We start from the raw sequence: 14,949 nt of genomic DNA, 5'->3' as shown, positions 1-14,949 counted from the left end.
ACGGGACACCAGAGCCGGACATGACCACGCCATCTTCCCCCCTTACCGTCGATGTCGCCATTATCGGCGCGGGCCCTGCCGGGCTGTTTGCCGCTTTTGAATGTGGCATGCTCAAGCTGTCATGCGTGCTGATCGACGCGCTTGACGAAATCGGGGGCCAGTGCGCCGCCCTGTATCCCGAAAAACCGATCTATGACATTCCCGCCCACCCCGCGATCGAAGGCGGCGCGCTGATCGAGGCCCTTGACCGCCAGATCGCCCCCTTTGACGTGCCCCGCCTGCTCGGCCGCCGGGTGGAAAGCCTGGAGGGAACACGCGGCGCCTTCCGCCTTGGCACCACGCAGGGTGATGTCATCCATGCGCACGCCGTCATCATCGCGGCGGGTGCTGGCGCGTTTGGCCCCAACCGCCCCCCGCTGGAAGGGCTGGAGGCATTCGAGCGCACGGGCGGCGTGCAGTATTTCGTCCGCCGTCGCGCCGATTTTGCGGACAGGGATGTCCTGATCGCCGGTGGCGGGGATTCAGCGGTGGACTGGGCGCTGTCGCTTCGTGATATCGCGCGCAGCGTGCGGCTGGTGCACCGGCGCGACCGTTTCCGCGCGGCCCCCGAAAGCCTGCGCCAGCTTGATGAGGCCGTGGCGTGTGGCCAGATCGAAAAGATCATCGGCTACCAGCTTCATGGCCTGCACGGAACGGACGGGCAGTTGCGCGGCGTGGATCTGGCTACCATGGACAACAGCATCCGCCATGTCGCATGCGATCACCTGCTGCCCTTCTTCGGGCTGGCGACCGATCTGGGACCGATCGCACAATGGGGGCTGGACACCATACGCGGCACCATTCCCGTAACCCCGTCCACCTGTGAAAGCAGTCAGCCCGGCATTTTTGCCGTGGGCGATGTCGCAACCTATCCCGGCAAGCTGAAGCTGATCCTGCAGGGCTTTACCGAAGGGGCGATGGCGGCCCATGCCATTCATCCCATCGTGCATCCCGATACGGCGCTGCATTTTGAATATTCGACATCCAAGGGGGTGCCCGCAGCCTGATTCCTGCCACCCGTTCCTGTCATAACAGAAACGGTTGACCATTCCCCCGCTCTGGCGCATCCCCGGTTGTGTTGATGACGGAAATAAGGATGAGACTGTGAAAGTTATCGTTCTGGGCGCGGGTGTGGTCGGGGTCACCACGGCATGGTACCTGGCAAAGGAAGGCCATGACGTCACGGTCATAGACCGCCAGCCCGCCGCGGCGATGGAAACCTCCTTCGCCAATGCCGGTCAGATTTCACCGGGCTATTCCGCCCCGTGGGCAGAACCTGCCCTGCCGTTCAAGGTCATGCGGTGGATGTTCAGCCGGGATGCGCCGATCGCCATCCGCCCGCGCATCGATTTCGCCATGATGCGGTGGCTGGGGCAGATGATGGCCAACTGCAACGCCCATGACTATGACATCAACAAATCCCGCATGCTGCGCGTGGCGGAATACAGCCGCGACTGTCTCGATACCCTGCGCCGCGATACGGGCATTACCTATGACGATGAACAGCGCGGCCTGATCGAGCTTTTCCGTACGCAAAAACAGGTGGACCACTGCGCGCATGACATGCGGCTGCTGGAACAGGCTGGCATCGCTTACGAATTCCTCAGTCCCGACGACATCATCCGCCACGAACCCGGACTGGCGGAAAACCGGCATCTGCTCCGTGGCGGGCTGCGCCTGCCGGGTGACGAATCCGGCGACTGCCACATGTTCACCCAGCGTCTGGCGCAGAAGGCGGAAGCGGAACTGGGCGTCACCTTCCATTACGAAACGGCGGTCGAGGCACTGGACGCGACCGCCACCGATATCGTGGGCGTCCGTACCACCGCAGGCAGGATGGTGGCCGATGCGTATGTGGTCGCCATGGGCAGCTATTCCCCGCTGCTGCTGCGCCCGCTTGGCGTAAGGCTGCCGGTTTACCCCACCAAGGGCTATTCGCTGACCCTGCCCGTAACCGATCCGGCGCGGGCCCCCCTGTCCACCATAAGCGACGCCACCCACAAGGTCGCCATCACGCGGCTGGGGGATCGTATCCGTATCGGGGGGACTGCCGAACTGACGGGCTACAACCTGCGGCTGAGCCGTGACCGGCGGCGCGTGCTGGAACTGTCCTTTTCGGAACTGTTCGGGGCGGGTGGGGACCTGTCGCAGGGCGCGTACTGGACGGGCCTGCGCCCCAGTACGCCTGATGGCACGCCAATCATTGGTCCAGCGGGACGCTTTGGCAACCTGTGGCTCAATACGGGCCATGGCACGCTGGGCTGGACCATGGCCTGCGGTTCAGGCCGCCTGCTGGCCGACCGGATCAGCGGCAAGCGCACCGACATCCCCTGCCTTGACCTGTCCCTTGACCGGTACATCCCGAACTGAGGCATAAAAAAAGCCCGGCGTGAGCCGGGCTTTTTTCTGGAAGTGCAACGCTGGCATCGCGGGGAAGCCAGCGTTGACGCAGCAGTAATTACTGCGCAGCCGGAGCGGCTTCCTTCGTTTCGTCCTTCTTGGCACCGTGATGGTGGCTGCCGTGATGGCTGCCGTGGTGCTTTTCCTTCTTCGCACCCGCTTCGGCGCCAGCGACACCTTCGGAAGCGTCGGGAGCGTGCTGCGGAGCAGAAACAGACGGGGTGGTGGGTTCAGGCGTCTGGGCCATGACGGGAGCGGCAACACCCATAACGGCAACAGCAGACAGCGCGGCGAGGAAACGGCGGGGGGAAACGGTCATATGAAAATACTCCACAAGTCAGGATTTTCTATCCCAATGCGCCTATCAGGTGGCGAATCGGCACACCCGATCTGACTTCCCTGCTGTAACATGCCGCAGGAAAGCCGTCTCGGATTAAAATTCTTAAATATATGGAGAGTGAACCGTTTTTGCCGCAAGATGACCGCAATCTCAAGAACTGAAACATTACTAAAGATTGCAGCCGGTCCTGCGGCAGTCGGAATCAGTCGACCGAACCCGAACGCTCACGCTTCTTGCGCTCGTGCGGGTCGAGGTAGCGCTTGCGGATACGCACGGCGGACGGCGTGACCTCAACCAGTTCATCGTCCTCGATATAGGCGATGGCCTGTTCCAGGTTCATCTTGCGCGGCGGGATCAGCAGCAGGGCCTCGTCCTTGCCAGCGGCACGGATGTTGGTCAGCTTCTTTTCACGGATCGGGTTCACTTCGAGATCATTCTCACGCGAATGCTCACCGATGATCATGCCGACATAGACCTTTTCGCCCGCATCGACGAACAGCGTGCCACGGTCCTGCAGCGAGAACAGCGAATACTGCGTGGTCGCACCATCTTCGGACGAGATCAGCGAACCGTTACGACGGCCGGCAATCGGGCCGACATAGGGCTGATAGCCCGAGAACAGGCGGTTCATGATGCCCGAACCACGGGTATCGGTCAGGAATTCGCCATGGTAGCCGATCAGCCCGCGCGACGGGATCAGGAAGCTCAGGCGCACCTTGCCGCCGCCCGAAGGCTGCATGTCCTGCATGATGCCCTTACGCAGCGCCATCTTTTCAACCACGACGCCCGAATACGGCTCGTCCACGTCGATCAGGACTTCCTCGAACGGTTCTTCGCGCTCACCGGTTTCCTCGTTGGTGCGGAACAGCACGCGGGGACGACCGATGGTCAGCTCGAACCCTTCACGGCGCATCTGTTCGATCAGCACGCCAAGCTGGAGTTCGCCACGGCCCGCGACCTCGAAGGCCTCGCTCTCGGGGCTTTCGGATACACGGATGGCGATGTTGCCTTCCGTTTCCTTGAACAGACGGTCACGGATCTGGCGCGACGTGACCTTCTTGCCTTCACGGCCACCCAGCGGGCCATCGTTCAGGCGGAAGGTCATGGACAGCGTCGGCGGATCAACGGGGGTGGAGGGCAGCGGCTCTTTAACTTCAGGGGCTGCGATCGTTTCCGGAATCGTCGCGTCCGACAGACCGGCCACGGCCACGATGTCACCGGCTTCGACTTCTTCCACCGGCACGCGGTCAAGACCACGGAAGGACAGCAGCTTGGTCAGGCGGCCCGTTTCCACAACCGATCCGTCGGGACGCAGCACATGCACCGGCATGTTCATCTTCGCCGTGCCCTGCTCGACACGGCCGGTCAGCACGCGGCCAAGGAAGTTGTCGTTCTCGAGGATGGTGGCGACCATCGCGAACGGCGCGTCCTTGTTCACTTTCGGGGCCGGAACGTGGCGCAGGATCAGGTCGAACATGGGCGAGAGGTCCTTGCGCGGACCGTCGATTTCCGTATCCGCCCAGCCCTGACGGCCAGAAGCGTACAGCATCGGGAAATCAAGCTGTTCGTCATTGGCGCCAAGGGCTGCGAACAGGTCGAAAATCTCGTTATGCACTTCATCGGGACGGGCATCGCCACGGTCGATCTTGTTGACGACCACAATCGGCTTCAGGCCGCGCGCCAGCGCCTTGCCCACCACGAACTTCGTCTGCGGCAGCGCGCCTTCGGCGGAGTCGACCAGCACCACGGCGCCATCGACCATGCTCAGGATACGCTCGACCTCGCCACCGAAATCGGCGTGGCCCGGGGTGTCGATGATGTTGATGCGGGTATCTTTCCACACCACGGACGTGCACTTCGCCAGGATGGTGATGCCACGCTCACGCTCCAGGTCGTTGCTGTCCATCGCGCGCTCGGCGACGTGCTGGTTCTCACGGAAGGAGCCGGACTGTTTAAGAAGCTGATCGACCAGTGTGGTCTTGCCATGATCGACGTGCGCGATAATGGCGATATTGCGGATATCCATAACTGCTCTTGACCTGACTTTCCTTGGCGGGGACGCCATAAGGGACGCGGCGGCACCGGCGCTGGGCGCCCGTGCGGCGGCGGATTGGGTGGCTGCTGGATGCGTAGATAAAGCGGACGGGCGCGGATTGCACGCGAAACTTCGCGCACAACCCCATCACACGCCCGGCACGACGCGCCCCGTGGATCAGAAATCCATGTCCTGTCGCATGTTGATCAGCGGGCGCGCACCGTAATGGGAAATCACTTCCGATGCCGCGACACTGCCCAGACGCCCGCATTCGGCGAGCGTCCGGTCCGATGTCCAGCCCGCGAGGAATCCCGCGGCATAGGCATCGCCCGCGCCGGTGGTGTCGATGACCTGCGTGCGCACGCTCTCGATCACGATGCGCTTCTGGTCCTGTATGATGACGCTGCCCCGTTCGGAACGGGTCAACACGGCGAAATGCGTCTCCGCCGCGACACGGCGGGCGGCTTCATCAAAATCATCGGTCTGGTACAGCGCGCAGATCTCATCCTCGTTGGCGAAGAGGATGTCCACATGCCCGCGCACGAGATCATGAAACGCCGCGCGGTGGCGATCGACGCAGAAACGGTCCGAAAGGGACAGCGCAACCTTGCGCCCGGCCTCATGCGCGATGCGGGCTGCGGTGCGGAAGGCTTCCTGCGCTGCCGGCGGATCGAACAGGTAGCCTTCCATATAGATCACCTTGGAAGCCTGCACGACATCAGCCAGCACATCCTCGGGGCTGAAGGTGACGCAGGCCCCCAGATAGGTGTTCATCGTACGCTGGCCATCGGGGGTGACCAGAATGATGCAGCGCGCGGTGGGATTGTGGTCGCCCTCATCGCCCTGCAGCGGCACGGAAGGAAAATACACCCCCGCCGCCTGCAGGTCCGCGCCAAAGGCCTGACCGGGGGCATCATCGGCGACCTTGCCCAGATACGCCACGCGCGCGCCCATGTTGGACGCGACGACACAGGTATTGGCAGCCGAGCCGCCCCCCATTTCCTTTTCCCTGCGGATCTGGTTGTACAGCGTCTGTGCGCGCTGGCCGTCAATCAGCGCCATGCTGCCGGGTACCATGCCATTGCGCTGCGGGAAGTCAGCTTCCACCGGTGCCAGCACATCGACAATCGCATTGCCGATACCCAGCAGATCAAACCGGCATTCCGCCGCCCGTCCCGAATTTTCCATATTCTGTTCCACTACCGTCGTTAATCCGTCGCGCATGCAGCCGCAGCGCCTGAACGCCACGAAATAACCTCTTTTTTCCTGCATGAGGCCCGTATCGCTATCATCGGCGGTTAACCGGCGCAATGCGTGATGTTTTCACGCGCCTCCCCTTCGAACGCCCTTGTCGACCTGATCGGGGGGCGTATAACCGTTAAGGGGGCTGCAGCCTGCAACCAGCCCGAAAGCGTAACCTCCTCCAACCGGAACGTCCGCGTTCCGGCGCAGCATAAATCCAAAGCGGGGTAACTATTGTTCAGACGACGCAAGCCAGCAGAAACCCAGCCACCCGCCCCAGCTCCATCCCCCGTGCAGCAGCCGGGCCGTCCGGCGACAGCAGCCGGTGGCGCTCCGTCCACTTCCAACCCTGCCAGCAAGGAAAACACATCCATGGCCCGTCCGCCCTTCCCGCCCACGCCCAACCCTTCGCCCGCACCCGGTGGCGTACGTCCCGGTGCGCCTGCAGGTCAGGCCGCGAAGAAGGAAAATGACCGCCGGACGCTGGTCGTGGGTCGTGGCATCAGCGTGCAGGGCACCATTCAGGACGCCGAACGGCTGGTTGTGGAAGGGACGGTTGAATCCTCCATGATCAACGCCTCCGAACTCCAGATCGCTCAGGGCGGCGTGTTCAAGGGCGAAGTCGAGGTCGAGGACGCTGAACTGGCGGGCACCATCGACGGTACGCTGACGGTGCGTGGTGGCCTGACCATCCGCTCCACCGGTCGCCTGCTGGGCAAGGCCAAGTGCCGCCGCCTGAAGGTGGAAGATGGCGGCCAGATCACCGGCCAGCTTGAGATGATCACCACCCCGGCTCCCGAGCCTGCGGCCCCCAAGCCCGAATAGGATACGCCTCCCCTGCCCGCCTGCCGGGCAGGGACAAAAAACGCCAGTGGCAGCAATGCCCTGGCGTTTTTTAATAGACCCGTAAAAAGGTAGTCCGGATCAGGCCACGTTATCGCGGCGGTCACGCAGCTTGACGTAGGCAAGCTGCGCATGTTCGGCGCAGTATGGCTTGCCCGGCAGGGGTGTTGCCCCGCAGAAATGGAAACCGGGCGTGCCCGGATCGCCCAGCGGCCAGCAGCAGGACTGGCTGCTGCGGCGGCGCGGTTCGCTGACCGGACGCAGGGCCGAACGCGAGGCGCGGGCCTGACTGCGCGCCGGGGGGCGGGCTGCGGGTTCCGGCTCACTCGTCAGTGCATCCCCTGCGGATGCCGGGGACGTGGCCTGCGTGGCGGTTGATATGGTGGGGGCGACAGTGGATGGCGCGGGGGCTTTTTCCGGCTGGGGCGCAGGGGCCCTGGACACGACCGGGGCGGAAACCGTTTCCTCTTTCGCTACGGACGGCGCAACGGGCGCGCTCTCCGTTACAGCGGCGGGTGCCGACGTATCGGCCACAGCTTCGGCGGGTGCGCCCTTGGGTGCGCGGCGGATGGGTGACGGACGGGGCTTGAGGCCCAAACGGTGCGCCTTGCCCACCACTGCGTTCTTCGTGACAGAAAGCTGGCGCCCGATTTCTGCGGTCGACAAACCCTGCTGCCACAGATCACGCAAGCGCGCGATCGTCTCCTCGGTCCATTCCATCGCCATCGTTCTGCACTCCTTACGCGGAATGGTGCGAAACTAAGCTTATACTGTGCCCGGCTCAACTACCATGCCACAGAATCTTGTGGACAGTTCTGAGCATAACCTGTTCGCAACCCCGGTAAAACCGTAACCCGGTTAATAAACGCCTAATCGTGGATCAGTTTTACCTTACCGCCCTCGACGCCCATTATAAGTCTGCCCGCCTTGAGTTCACGCGCCAGCTTGCCAAATACGGTATTGCGCCAGCCGTGGAAGGCAGGAATATCCGCATCGTCATCAAGCGCAAAACGGTCCAGATCCTCGGATGAGGCAACCAGTTTCGGGGCGACGCGATGGGTTTCGCAGCAGGCAGCCAGCAATACCTTGAGCAGGGCGATCAGCGCGGGCGACGGGCGCTGCGCATCCTTTCCCCGCCCCTTTGGCATGCGCGGCAGGTCCGCTTCCGGTTCCGCCATGGCACCCGTCACGGTTTCCAGCAGGGACTGCCCGCTACGCCCTTCAGCAAAGCCGCGGGACACGCCCCGCACGCGGGCCAGTGCCTCCACCGTAACGGGAGCCGTGGCTGCGATTTCCATCAGGCTCTCGTCTTTCAGAAGACGCTGCCGTGGCACGTTGACACGCTGCGCCTCGCCTTCCCGCCATGCGGTAACCGCGCGCAGGATACCCAGCATACGCCGGTTATTCGTGCGCGGGCGCATCTTTTCCCACAATGTCAGCGGATCAGGACGGAAGGTTGCGGGATTGTTCAGGATATCCAGTTCTGCTGCCACCCAGTCAAGCCGCCCTTCCTTTTCAAGCTGTTCGAGCAGCCTGCCATAGACCAGACGCAGATAGGTGACATCCGCCGCCGCGTAACCGATCTGCGCTGGGGAAAGCGGACGGGCCGACCAGTCGGAAAAACGGTGGGATTTATCGATCTGTACCCCCAGCAGGGAGGAAACGAGGTTATCGTACCCCACCTGATCGCCATATCCCGCCACCATGGCCGCCACCTGCGTATCAAACAGGGCGGTGGGCAGGCGGTCGAACAGATGCAGGAAGATTTCCAGATCCTGCCGTGCCGCGTGAAAGACCTTGACCACGCCAGCATCATCCAGCAACGCCCCGAGGGACGACAGATCCAGCCCTGGCGCCAGCGTGTCGATCACCACGACATCGTTTTTCCCCGCCAACTGCACCAGACACAGTTCCGGCCAGTACGTACGCTCGCGCACGAACTCGGTGTCGATTGTCACAAACGGCTCAAGCCGCAGTCGCGCGGTTACAGCCTCAAGCTCCGCCGTGGTGGTAACCTGCGCGGGAGCGGGGAATGCGGGTCGGGATACACGTGCCATGAGGAGCAGTTATCATGCCTCCGCCAATTTGCAAAAGCGGGGAAAATCACATGCCGCCCACCCGCATTTCCGTTGACGCCAGACCGGACCTTACGGCATCAGCCACACATCTCCTTCCCCCTGCTGACGGATGCCCCATGAACACCCGCCCCACCACCGACGATGGCAGCCAGTTCCTGACCCAGCTCGGCCAGAACACGACACAGCCCGCAAGCCCCGAGGAAGCACGGCTGGAACGTGTTCCCGCCCCCGAACGCGGGCGGCATTATGTCGTGCGGTTCACCGCACCCGAGTTCACGTCTCTCTGCCCCGTGACCGGCCAGCCGGATTTCGCCCATATCGTCATCGACTACATCCCAGACGAATGGATCGTGGAAAGCAAGTCGCTCAAGCTGTTCCTGACCAGCTTCCGCAACCATGGTGCATTTCATGAAAAATGCTCCGTGCAGATCGCAACCACACTGGTTGACCTGCTGAAGCCTGTCTGGCTGCGGATCGGTGCCTACTGGTACCCACGCGGCGGCATGCCCATCGATGTGTTCTGGCAGACCGGCGCACCGCCGGAAGGTGTGTGGATACCTGCGCAGGACGTGCCCGGCTATCGCGGGCGCGGCTGATCCGGACATAAAAAAAGCGCCCCGGACAGGGCGCTTTTTTACTGGTTCTGTCCGCGCCCGAAGGCGCGGGGGAAACCATCAGATGGACATGGCCGGAACGGCAGACTGCGCCGCGTCGATTTCGGCGCGGGCGGACTGCATCTTGCCCATGAGAATATCCAGCGCGGGCACGTTCATCTTGTCCGCTTCCTCATAGGATTTCTCAAGTGCCGCCAGACGGGCTTCGGCGTCGTCAACCGAAAGCTCCGCCAGTCCGGTCGCCCGGTCGGCAAGGATGGTGCAGTGGGTCGGCGCGATATCAGCAAACCCACCAGCCACGAAGAAGCGGTGCGTCACGGCACCGTCTTCGTAAACATCAACCACGCCACCGCGCAGCGTCAGCATGAGTGGCGCGTGTTCCGGCATGGCCGCGATGTCGCCTTCGGCCCCCGGCATGACAACCATATCGGCGTCATGGGCGAACAGCACCTTCTCCGGACTGACAATCTTGACCTTAATGGACATGGTCTATCTTCCTTGCGTCAGGGGTGGTGTCAGGCCGATTCCTTCATCTTTTCGGCCTTGGCCACCGCTTCCTCGATCGCACCGACCATGTAGAAGGCACCTTCGGGCAGGTGATCGTATTCACCAGCCACGATCGCCTTGAACGAACGGACCGTGTCTTCCAGCGAAACCAGCTTGCCCGGCGCGCCGGTGAACACTTCGGCCACATGGAACGGCTGGGACAGGAAACGCTGGATACGACGGGCGCGGGCAACGACCAGCTTGTCGTCTTCCGACAGTTCGTCCATGCCGAGGATGGCGATGATGTCCTGCAGGGACTTGTAGGTCTGCAGGATGCGCTGCACGTCACGGGCCACCTGATAATGCTCGTCACCGACGATCTTCGGATCGAGCGAGCGGGATGTGGAGTCCAGCGGGTCCACGGCCGGGTAGATGCCCATTTCCGCGATGGAACGGTTCAGCACCGTGGTCGCGTCAAGATGGGCAAAGGTCGCGGCGGGCGCCGGATCGGTCAGGTCATCGGCCGGCACGTACACGGCCTGCACGGACGTGATCGAGCCCTTCTTGGTGGAGGTGATGCGTTCCTGCAGCGCGCCCATTTCGGTCGCCAGTGTGGGCTGGTAACCAACGGCGGACGGAATACGGCCCAGCAGCGCCGACACTTCGGCACCAGCCTGCGTGAAGCGGAAGATGTTATCGACGAAGAACAGCACGTCCTGGCCTTCGACATCACGGAAGTATTCCGCAACGGTCACGCCGGACAGGGCGACACGGGCACGCGCACCCGGCGGCTCGTTCATCTGGCCATAGACCAGCGCCACCTTGGACCCGTCGGTCGAGTCGCCATCGATCTTGATAACGCCCGCATCCTGCATTTCGTAATACAGGTCGTTACCTTCACGCGTACGTTCACCAACACCCGCGAAGACCGACACGCCACCATGCGCCTTGGCGATGTTGTTGATCAGTTCCTGAATGATGACGGTCTTGCCGACACCGGCGCCACCGAACAGACCGACCTTACCGCCCTTGAGGTACGGGCACAGCAGATCGACAACCTTGATGCCCGTGGGCAGGATTTCGGTTGCGGCGGCCTGCTCGTCAAAAGCGGGGGCGGCACGGTGGATGGGCGAACGGCCTTCAGCCTTCACCGGACCACGATCGTCAATCGGCTCACCGATCACGTTCAGGATACGGCCCAGCGTTCCCGGTCCGACCGGCACGGTGATCTGGTTGCCGGTGGCGGTGACTTCCGTGCCGCGGGACAGACCATCGGTCGTATCCATGGCGATGCAGCGGACTTCATGCTCGCCGATTTCCTGCGCCACTTCCAGCACCAGGGTCTGGCCGTTCAGCTCGACGTGCAGCGCTTCGAGGATATGCGGCAGCACACCTTCGAACTGCACGTCAACGACGGCGCCGCGGATCTGCGTTACGCGACCAACGACATTGCTTTTCTGCGCCTGCGTGGAGACAGGAGCCTCTTGAGTTGTGGTTTCCGACATGGGACAGCTCCTGTGAGCGTGAAGATCGGTCCTCAGACAGCCTGGGCGCCCGAGATGATCTCGATCAGTTCATTGGTAATATTGGTCTGACGCGTACGGTTGTAGGTCAGGGTCAGGCGGTCGATGGCCTTGCCGGCATTCCGGGTCGCATTATCCATGGCCGTCATCCGCGCGCCATTTTCGCCCGCAGCGGTTTCCAGCATGGTCGCATAAAGCTGGACCTGCAGGTTACGCGGCAGCAGGCTGGACAGAAGCGTCGCTTCATCCGGCTCGAACTCGTAGCTCGCGACATCCGCCTGTTCGGCATTGTCGTTTTCCGGCAGCGCCAGCGGGATAAGCTGCATTTCCGTCGGCGTCTGGGTCATGACATTGCGGAACTGGTTATAAACCAGCGTGCAGACATCGAATTCGCCTTTGTCCAGCAGGGACGAAATCTGTTCACCCAGTTCAGAAGCAGCGGAAAAGGGGATTTCCTTGCCCGCGGCCAGATGACGGTGCCCGATGATGAGATCGGAAAACTCACGCTCAAGAAAGTCGTGTGTCTTGCGCCCGACCGGCAGCAGCTTGACCGTTTTGCCTTCAGCCTGGAGCCTGAGCACCAGATTGCGCGTCGTACGGTTGATGTTGGAGTTGAACGCACCCGCAAGGCCACGGTCGCTGGACATGGGGACCAGCAGATGCACCTTGTCCTGACCCGTTCCGGTCAGCAGTGCGGGCTGCCCGCCTTCACCTGCCACGCTACGCGCGACTTCGGCCAGCATGCGGCGCATTGCGTCGGCATATGGCCGTGCGGCGGCTGCGCGGGTTTCCGCCCGACGCAGCTTGGCCGCAGCGACCATTTTCATTGCGCTGGTGATCTTGCGCGTCGATTTGACGCTGCCAATCCGTGCGCGCAGTTCCTTCAGGGAAGCCATGGTTGCCCGATCTTCCTCAGTTGACGAACTGACGGCCGAATGTCGTCAGGAAATCATTCAGACGGCTTTCGATATCCTTCGTCAGCTGGCGCTGCGTCCGGATCGATTCGAGAATGTCCTTGCCCGACGTGCGGACATCATCCAGCAGGCGCTTCTCGTACGTCGTGACCTGATCGACCGCCACGGCGTCGATATAGCCACGCGTGCCAGCGAACAGCACCACAACCTGCTCTTCAACCGAAAGCGGGGAGGTTTCGGGCTGCTTCAGCAGTTCGACCAGACGCGCGCCACGGGCAAGCTGCTTCTGCGTGGCCGGGTCCAGATCGGACGCGAACTGCGAGAAGGCCGCCATTTCACGATACTGCGCCAGTTCCAGCTTGATCTTGCCGGCAACCTGCTTCATCGCCTTGATCTGGGCTGCGGAACCAACACGCGACACCGAGCCGCCCACGTTCACCGCCGGGCGGATGCCGCGGTAGAACAGGTCGGTTTCAAGGAAGACCTGACCATCGGTGATGGAAATCACGTTGGTCGGGATATAGGCGGACACGTCACCAGCCTGCGTCTCGATCACCGGCAGGGCCGTCAGCGAACCGGCGCCGAACTTGTCGGACATCTTCGCCGCGCGTTCCAGCAGGCGCGAATGCAGGTAGAACACATCACCCGGATAGGCTTCACGTCCCGGCGGACGACGCAGCAGCAGCGACATCTGACGGTAAGCGACGGCCTGCTTGGACAGGTCATCATACACGATCAGGGCATGCATGCCGTTATCGCGGAAATATTCACCCATGGAGCATGCGGCGTAGGGAGCCAGATACTGCATCGGGGCCGGGTCAGACGCGGTTGCCGCCACGACGATGGAGTATTCCATCGCGCCGGTTTCTTCCAGCGTGCGCACCAGCTGCGCCACGGTCGAACGCTTCTGCCCGATCGCAACATAGATGCAGTAAAGCGACTTGCTTTCGTCACCCAGCGCGTTGACGCCCTTCTGGTTGACGATGGTGTCGATCAGGATGGCGGTCTTGCCGGTCTGGCGGTCACCAATGATCAGCTCACGCTGGCCACGCCCGATGGGCACGAGCGCGTCAATGGCCTTGATGCCGGTCTGCATCGGCTCGCTGACGGACTGGCGCGGCATGATGCCGGGGGCCTTGATTTCAGCGCGCTTGTGGATGACATCGCCAACCAGCGGGCCCTTGCCGTCGATCGGGTTGCCCAGACCGTCAACCACGCGACCCAGCAGCGCCTTGCCGGTGGGCACTTCAACCACCTTGCCGGTACGGGCGACGGTATCGCCTTCACGCATGGCGCTGTCATCACCGAAAATGACAACACCGACGTTGTCATTCTCAAGGTTCAGGGCCATGCCCTTCTGGCCGCTGGCGGGGAAGTCCAGCATTTCGCCGGCTTCGACATTCTGCAGGCCGTACACACGGGCGATGCCGTCACCCACCGACAGGATGGTTCCTGTCTCGGCAATGTCAGCTTCCTTGTCGAACGTAGCGATCTGCTGCTTGAGGATATCCGAAATCTCGGAGGGGCGGATTTCCATCACGCGGCTCCCTTCATGGCATGGTGCAGGCGGGTAAGGCGGGATCTGAGGCTGGTATCATACAGGCGGGCGCCTACGCGCACGACCAGACCGCCCAGCAGGGCCGCGTCAACACGCTCCTGGATATTGACTTTGGAATAGCCGGCCTCGGCAAGGCGGCTGCGAAGCTGGATACGCTGCAGGTCGGTCAGGGGATGGGCAGAGACGACATCCGCCACCACTTCCCCGCGCCGACCGGCAGCGATGGCCGCCAGCGCGGCAAGAATGTCACGCAGGCGCGGAAGGCGGCGGTTATTCGCCACCACGCCAACAAAATCACGCATAAGGGGACTGAAACCTTCGGCATCCAGCACCGCCTCAACCGCACGGCGGCTGATACGGATATCCAGCGTCCGGTCCGTCAGGACGGTGCGCAGGTCGGCGCTGCCGTCAATCATCGCGACAAGACGCGAAGCCTGCTCCAGAACAGGGTCAAGCTGCTGGCGTTCAGCCGCAAGCTCATAAAGCGCCGTCGCGTAACGACCGGGAAGGCCATTGGCAATGGAGGCGATCGGTATTGAGGTCGTTCCACCCGAATCCACTGTCCGCTTTTCCAATCCAGAATCTTGATTCAAACACCAGCCGCCTGCCCGGAAACCCCGGTCCCGTGCGCTGCTGGCGCGGCTCTAGCACGCAGCGCATGCACACGCAACAGAGCAGGCAATACAACAGCATCGTCCAATGCCGCGGAACCGCCCGTTTTGATGCACATCCACAACCACCGGCTGAAGACTGGCGGGATCATACATGCGCCACGGCATTTCGGAAACAGGCAAAGCCCCGTTTTTTATGGCGCACAAACAGAAATCAGCGCATTGGAATGATGGCGCTCAAGTTATGCAAATTATGCATAGTGATA

Annotated in this window: 14 protein-coding genes; 4 read left to right on the top strand and 10 right to left on the bottom strand. The window is 62.3% G+C overall.

Annotated features, from left to right (window positions below; translation table 11 throughout):
* Nucleotides 1-20: 20 nt before the first annotated feature.
* On the top strand, nt 21-1,046 hold the full coding sequence (locus tag CFR79_RS06655; protein ID WP_110547328.1) for an NAD(P)/FAD-dependent oxidoreductase: 1,026 nt from the start codon (nt 21-23) through the stop codon (nt 1,044-1,046).
* A 97-nt stretch (nt 1,047-1,143) separates the two neighbouring features.
* The gene (locus CFR79_RS06650; protein ID WP_110547309.1) at nt 1,144-2,409 is read left to right on the top strand and encodes a D-amino acid dehydrogenase; all 1,266 of its coding nucleotides are present in this window, start codon (nt 1,144-1,146) and stop codon (nt 2,407-2,409) included.
* A gap of 88 nt (nt 2,410-2,497) precedes the next feature.
* On the opposite strand, the gene CFR79_RS06645 is transcribed toward CFR79_RS06650, so the two are convergent.
* The 3 genes from CFR79_RS06645 to CFR79_RS06635 all read right to left on the bottom strand — a co-directional run bounded on the left by CFR79_RS06645 (nt 2,498) and on the right by CFR79_RS06635 (nt 6,002).
* Complete coding sequence (locus tag CFR79_RS06645) at nt 2,498-2,758, bottom strand: hypothetical protein (RefSeq protein ID WP_102325436.1); 261 nt, start codon at nt 2,756-2,758, stop codon at nt 2,498-2,500.
* Between the two features lie 223 nt (nt 2,759-2,981).
* Nucleotides 2,982-4,805 (bottom strand): translational GTPase TypA, encoded by a 1,824-nt coding sequence (gene typA / locus CFR79_RS06640; RefSeq protein WP_102325435.1) that lies wholly within the window; start codon nt 4,803-4,805, stop codon nt 2,982-2,984.
* A 186-nt stretch (nt 4,806-4,991) separates the two neighbouring features.
* Nucleotides 4,992-6,002 (bottom strand): adenosine kinase, encoded by a 1,011-nt coding sequence (locus tag CFR79_RS06635; RefSeq protein WP_102325670.1) that lies wholly within the window; start codon nt 6,000-6,002, stop codon nt 4,992-4,994.
* A 426-nt stretch (nt 6,003-6,428) separates the two neighbouring features.
* Between CFR79_RS06635 and CFR79_RS06630 the strand changes: the two genes are divergently transcribed.
* Nucleotides 6,429-6,881, top strand: coding sequence for a bactofilin family protein (locus CFR79_RS06630; RefSeq protein WP_102325434.1), 453 nt, complete (start codon nt 6,429-6,431; stop codon nt 6,879-6,881).
* A 99-nt stretch (nt 6,882-6,980) separates the two neighbouring features.
* Here the strand turns inward: CFR79_RS06630 and CFR79_RS06625 are convergent, their stop codons facing one another.
* Entirely contained in the window at nt 6,981-7,619 is a 639-nt protein-coding gene (locus CFR79_RS06625) for a GcrA family cell cycle regulator (RefSeq protein ID WP_408884562.1), read from the bottom strand.
* Between the two features lie 149 nt (nt 7,620-7,768).
* Nucleotides 7,769-8,956, bottom strand: coding sequence for a ribonuclease D (gene rnd, locus CFR79_RS06620; protein WP_110547307.1), 1,188 nt, complete (start codon nt 8,954-8,956; stop codon nt 7,769-7,771).
* Between the two features lie 137 nt (nt 8,957-9,093).
* On the opposite strand from rnd, the gene queF reads away from it, so the two are divergent.
* Nucleotides 9,094-9,573 (top strand): preQ(1) synthase, encoded by a 480-nt coding sequence (queF, locus tag CFR79_RS06615; protein WP_102325431.1) that lies wholly within the window; start codon nt 9,094-9,096, stop codon nt 9,571-9,573.
* A gap of 78 nt (nt 9,574-9,651) precedes the next feature.
* Here queF and atpC read toward each other — a convergent pair whose 3' ends face one another.
* Genes atpC through CFR79_RS06590 form a run of 5 tightly spaced genes read right to left on the bottom strand, consistent with a single transcriptional unit; the run spans nt 9,652 to nt 14,647 of the window.
* Entirely contained in the window at nt 9,652-10,077 is a 426-nt protein-coding gene (atpC, locus tag CFR79_RS06610; protein WP_102325430.1) for an ATP synthase F1 subunit epsilon, read from the bottom strand.
* A 29-nt stretch (nt 10,078-10,106) separates the two neighbouring features.
* Entirely contained in the window at nt 10,107-11,582 is a 1,476-nt protein-coding gene (atpD, locus tag CFR79_RS06605; RefSeq protein WP_102325429.1) for a F0F1 ATP synthase subunit beta, read from the bottom strand.
* A 32-nt stretch (nt 11,583-11,614) separates the two neighbouring features.
* Entirely contained in the window at nt 11,615-12,496 is an 882-nt protein-coding gene (locus CFR79_RS06600) for a F0F1 ATP synthase subunit gamma (protein WP_102325428.1), read from the bottom strand.
* Nucleotides 12,497-12,512: 16 nt separating this feature from the next.
* On the bottom strand, nt 12,513-14,051 hold the full coding sequence (atpA, locus tag CFR79_RS06595) for a F0F1 ATP synthase subunit alpha (RefSeq protein ID WP_102325427.1): 1,539 nt from the start codon (nt 14,049-14,051) through the stop codon (nt 12,513-12,515).
* Nucleotides 14,051-14,647, bottom strand: coding sequence for a F0F1 ATP synthase subunit delta (locus tag CFR79_RS06590; RefSeq protein ID WP_102325426.1), 597 nt, complete (start codon nt 14,645-14,647; stop codon nt 14,051-14,053). Before CFR79_RS06590 ends, atpA begins: the two co-directional genes overlap by 1 nt.
* Between the last annotated feature and the right edge of the window lie 302 nt (nt 14,648-14,949).

The organism is Komagataeibacter saccharivorans, from assembly GCF_003207825.1.
Taxonomy (GTDB): Bacteria; Pseudomonadota; Alphaproteobacteria; order Acetobacterales; family Acetobacteraceae; genus Komagataeibacter; species Komagataeibacter saccharivorans.
This window is presented reverse-complemented; position numbering and strand designations above follow the sequence as displayed.

What these genes read in the sequence shown, in the direction of transcription:
- atpC (WP_102325430.1), bottom strand. Translation starts at nt 10,077, where the DNA reads ATGTCCATTAAGGTCAAGATTGTCAGTCCGGAGAAGGTGCTGTTCGCC.
- CFR79_RS06655 (WP_110547328.1), top strand. Translation starts at nt 21, where the DNA reads ATGACCACGCCATCTTCCCCCCTTACCGTCGATGTCGCCATTATCGGC.
- typA (WP_102325435.1), bottom strand. Translation starts at nt 4,805, where the DNA reads ATGGATATCCGCAATATCGCCATTATCGCGCACGTCGATCATGGCAAG.
- CFR79_RS06645 (WP_102325436.1), bottom strand. Translation starts at nt 2,758, where the DNA reads ATGACCGTTTCCCCCCGCCGTTTCCTCGCCGCGCTGTCTGCTGTTGCC.
- atpA (WP_102325427.1), bottom strand. Translation starts at nt 14,051, where the DNA reads ATGGAAATCCGCCCCTCCGAGATTTCGGATATCCTCAAGCAGCAGATC.
- CFR79_RS06625 (WP_408884562.1), bottom strand. Translation starts at nt 7,619, where the DNA reads ATGGAATGGACCGAGGAGACGATCGCGCGCTTGCGTGATCTGTGGCAG.
- rnd (WP_110547307.1), bottom strand. Translation starts at nt 8,956, where the DNA reads ATGGCACGTGTATCCCGACCCGCATTCCCCGCTCCCGCGCAGGTTACC.
- CFR79_RS06630 (WP_102325434.1), top strand. Translation starts at nt 6,429, where the DNA reads ATGGCCCGTCCGCCCTTCCCGCCCACGCCCAACCCTTCGCCCGCACCC.
- CFR79_RS06600 (WP_102325428.1), bottom strand. Translation starts at nt 12,496, where the DNA reads ATGGCTTCCCTGAAGGAACTGCGCGCACGGATTGGCAGCGTCAAATCG.
- CFR79_RS06635 (WP_102325670.1), bottom strand. Translation starts at nt 6,002, where the DNA reads ATGGAAAATTCGGGACGGGCGGCGGAATGCCGGTTTGATCTGCTGGGT.
- atpD (WP_102325429.1), bottom strand. Translation starts at nt 11,582, where the DNA reads ATGTCGGAAACCACAACTCAAGAGGCTCCTGTCTCCACGCAGGCGCAG.
- queF (WP_102325431.1), top strand. Translation starts at nt 9,094, where the DNA reads ATGAACACCCGCCCCACCACCGACGATGGCAGCCAGTTCCTGACCCAG.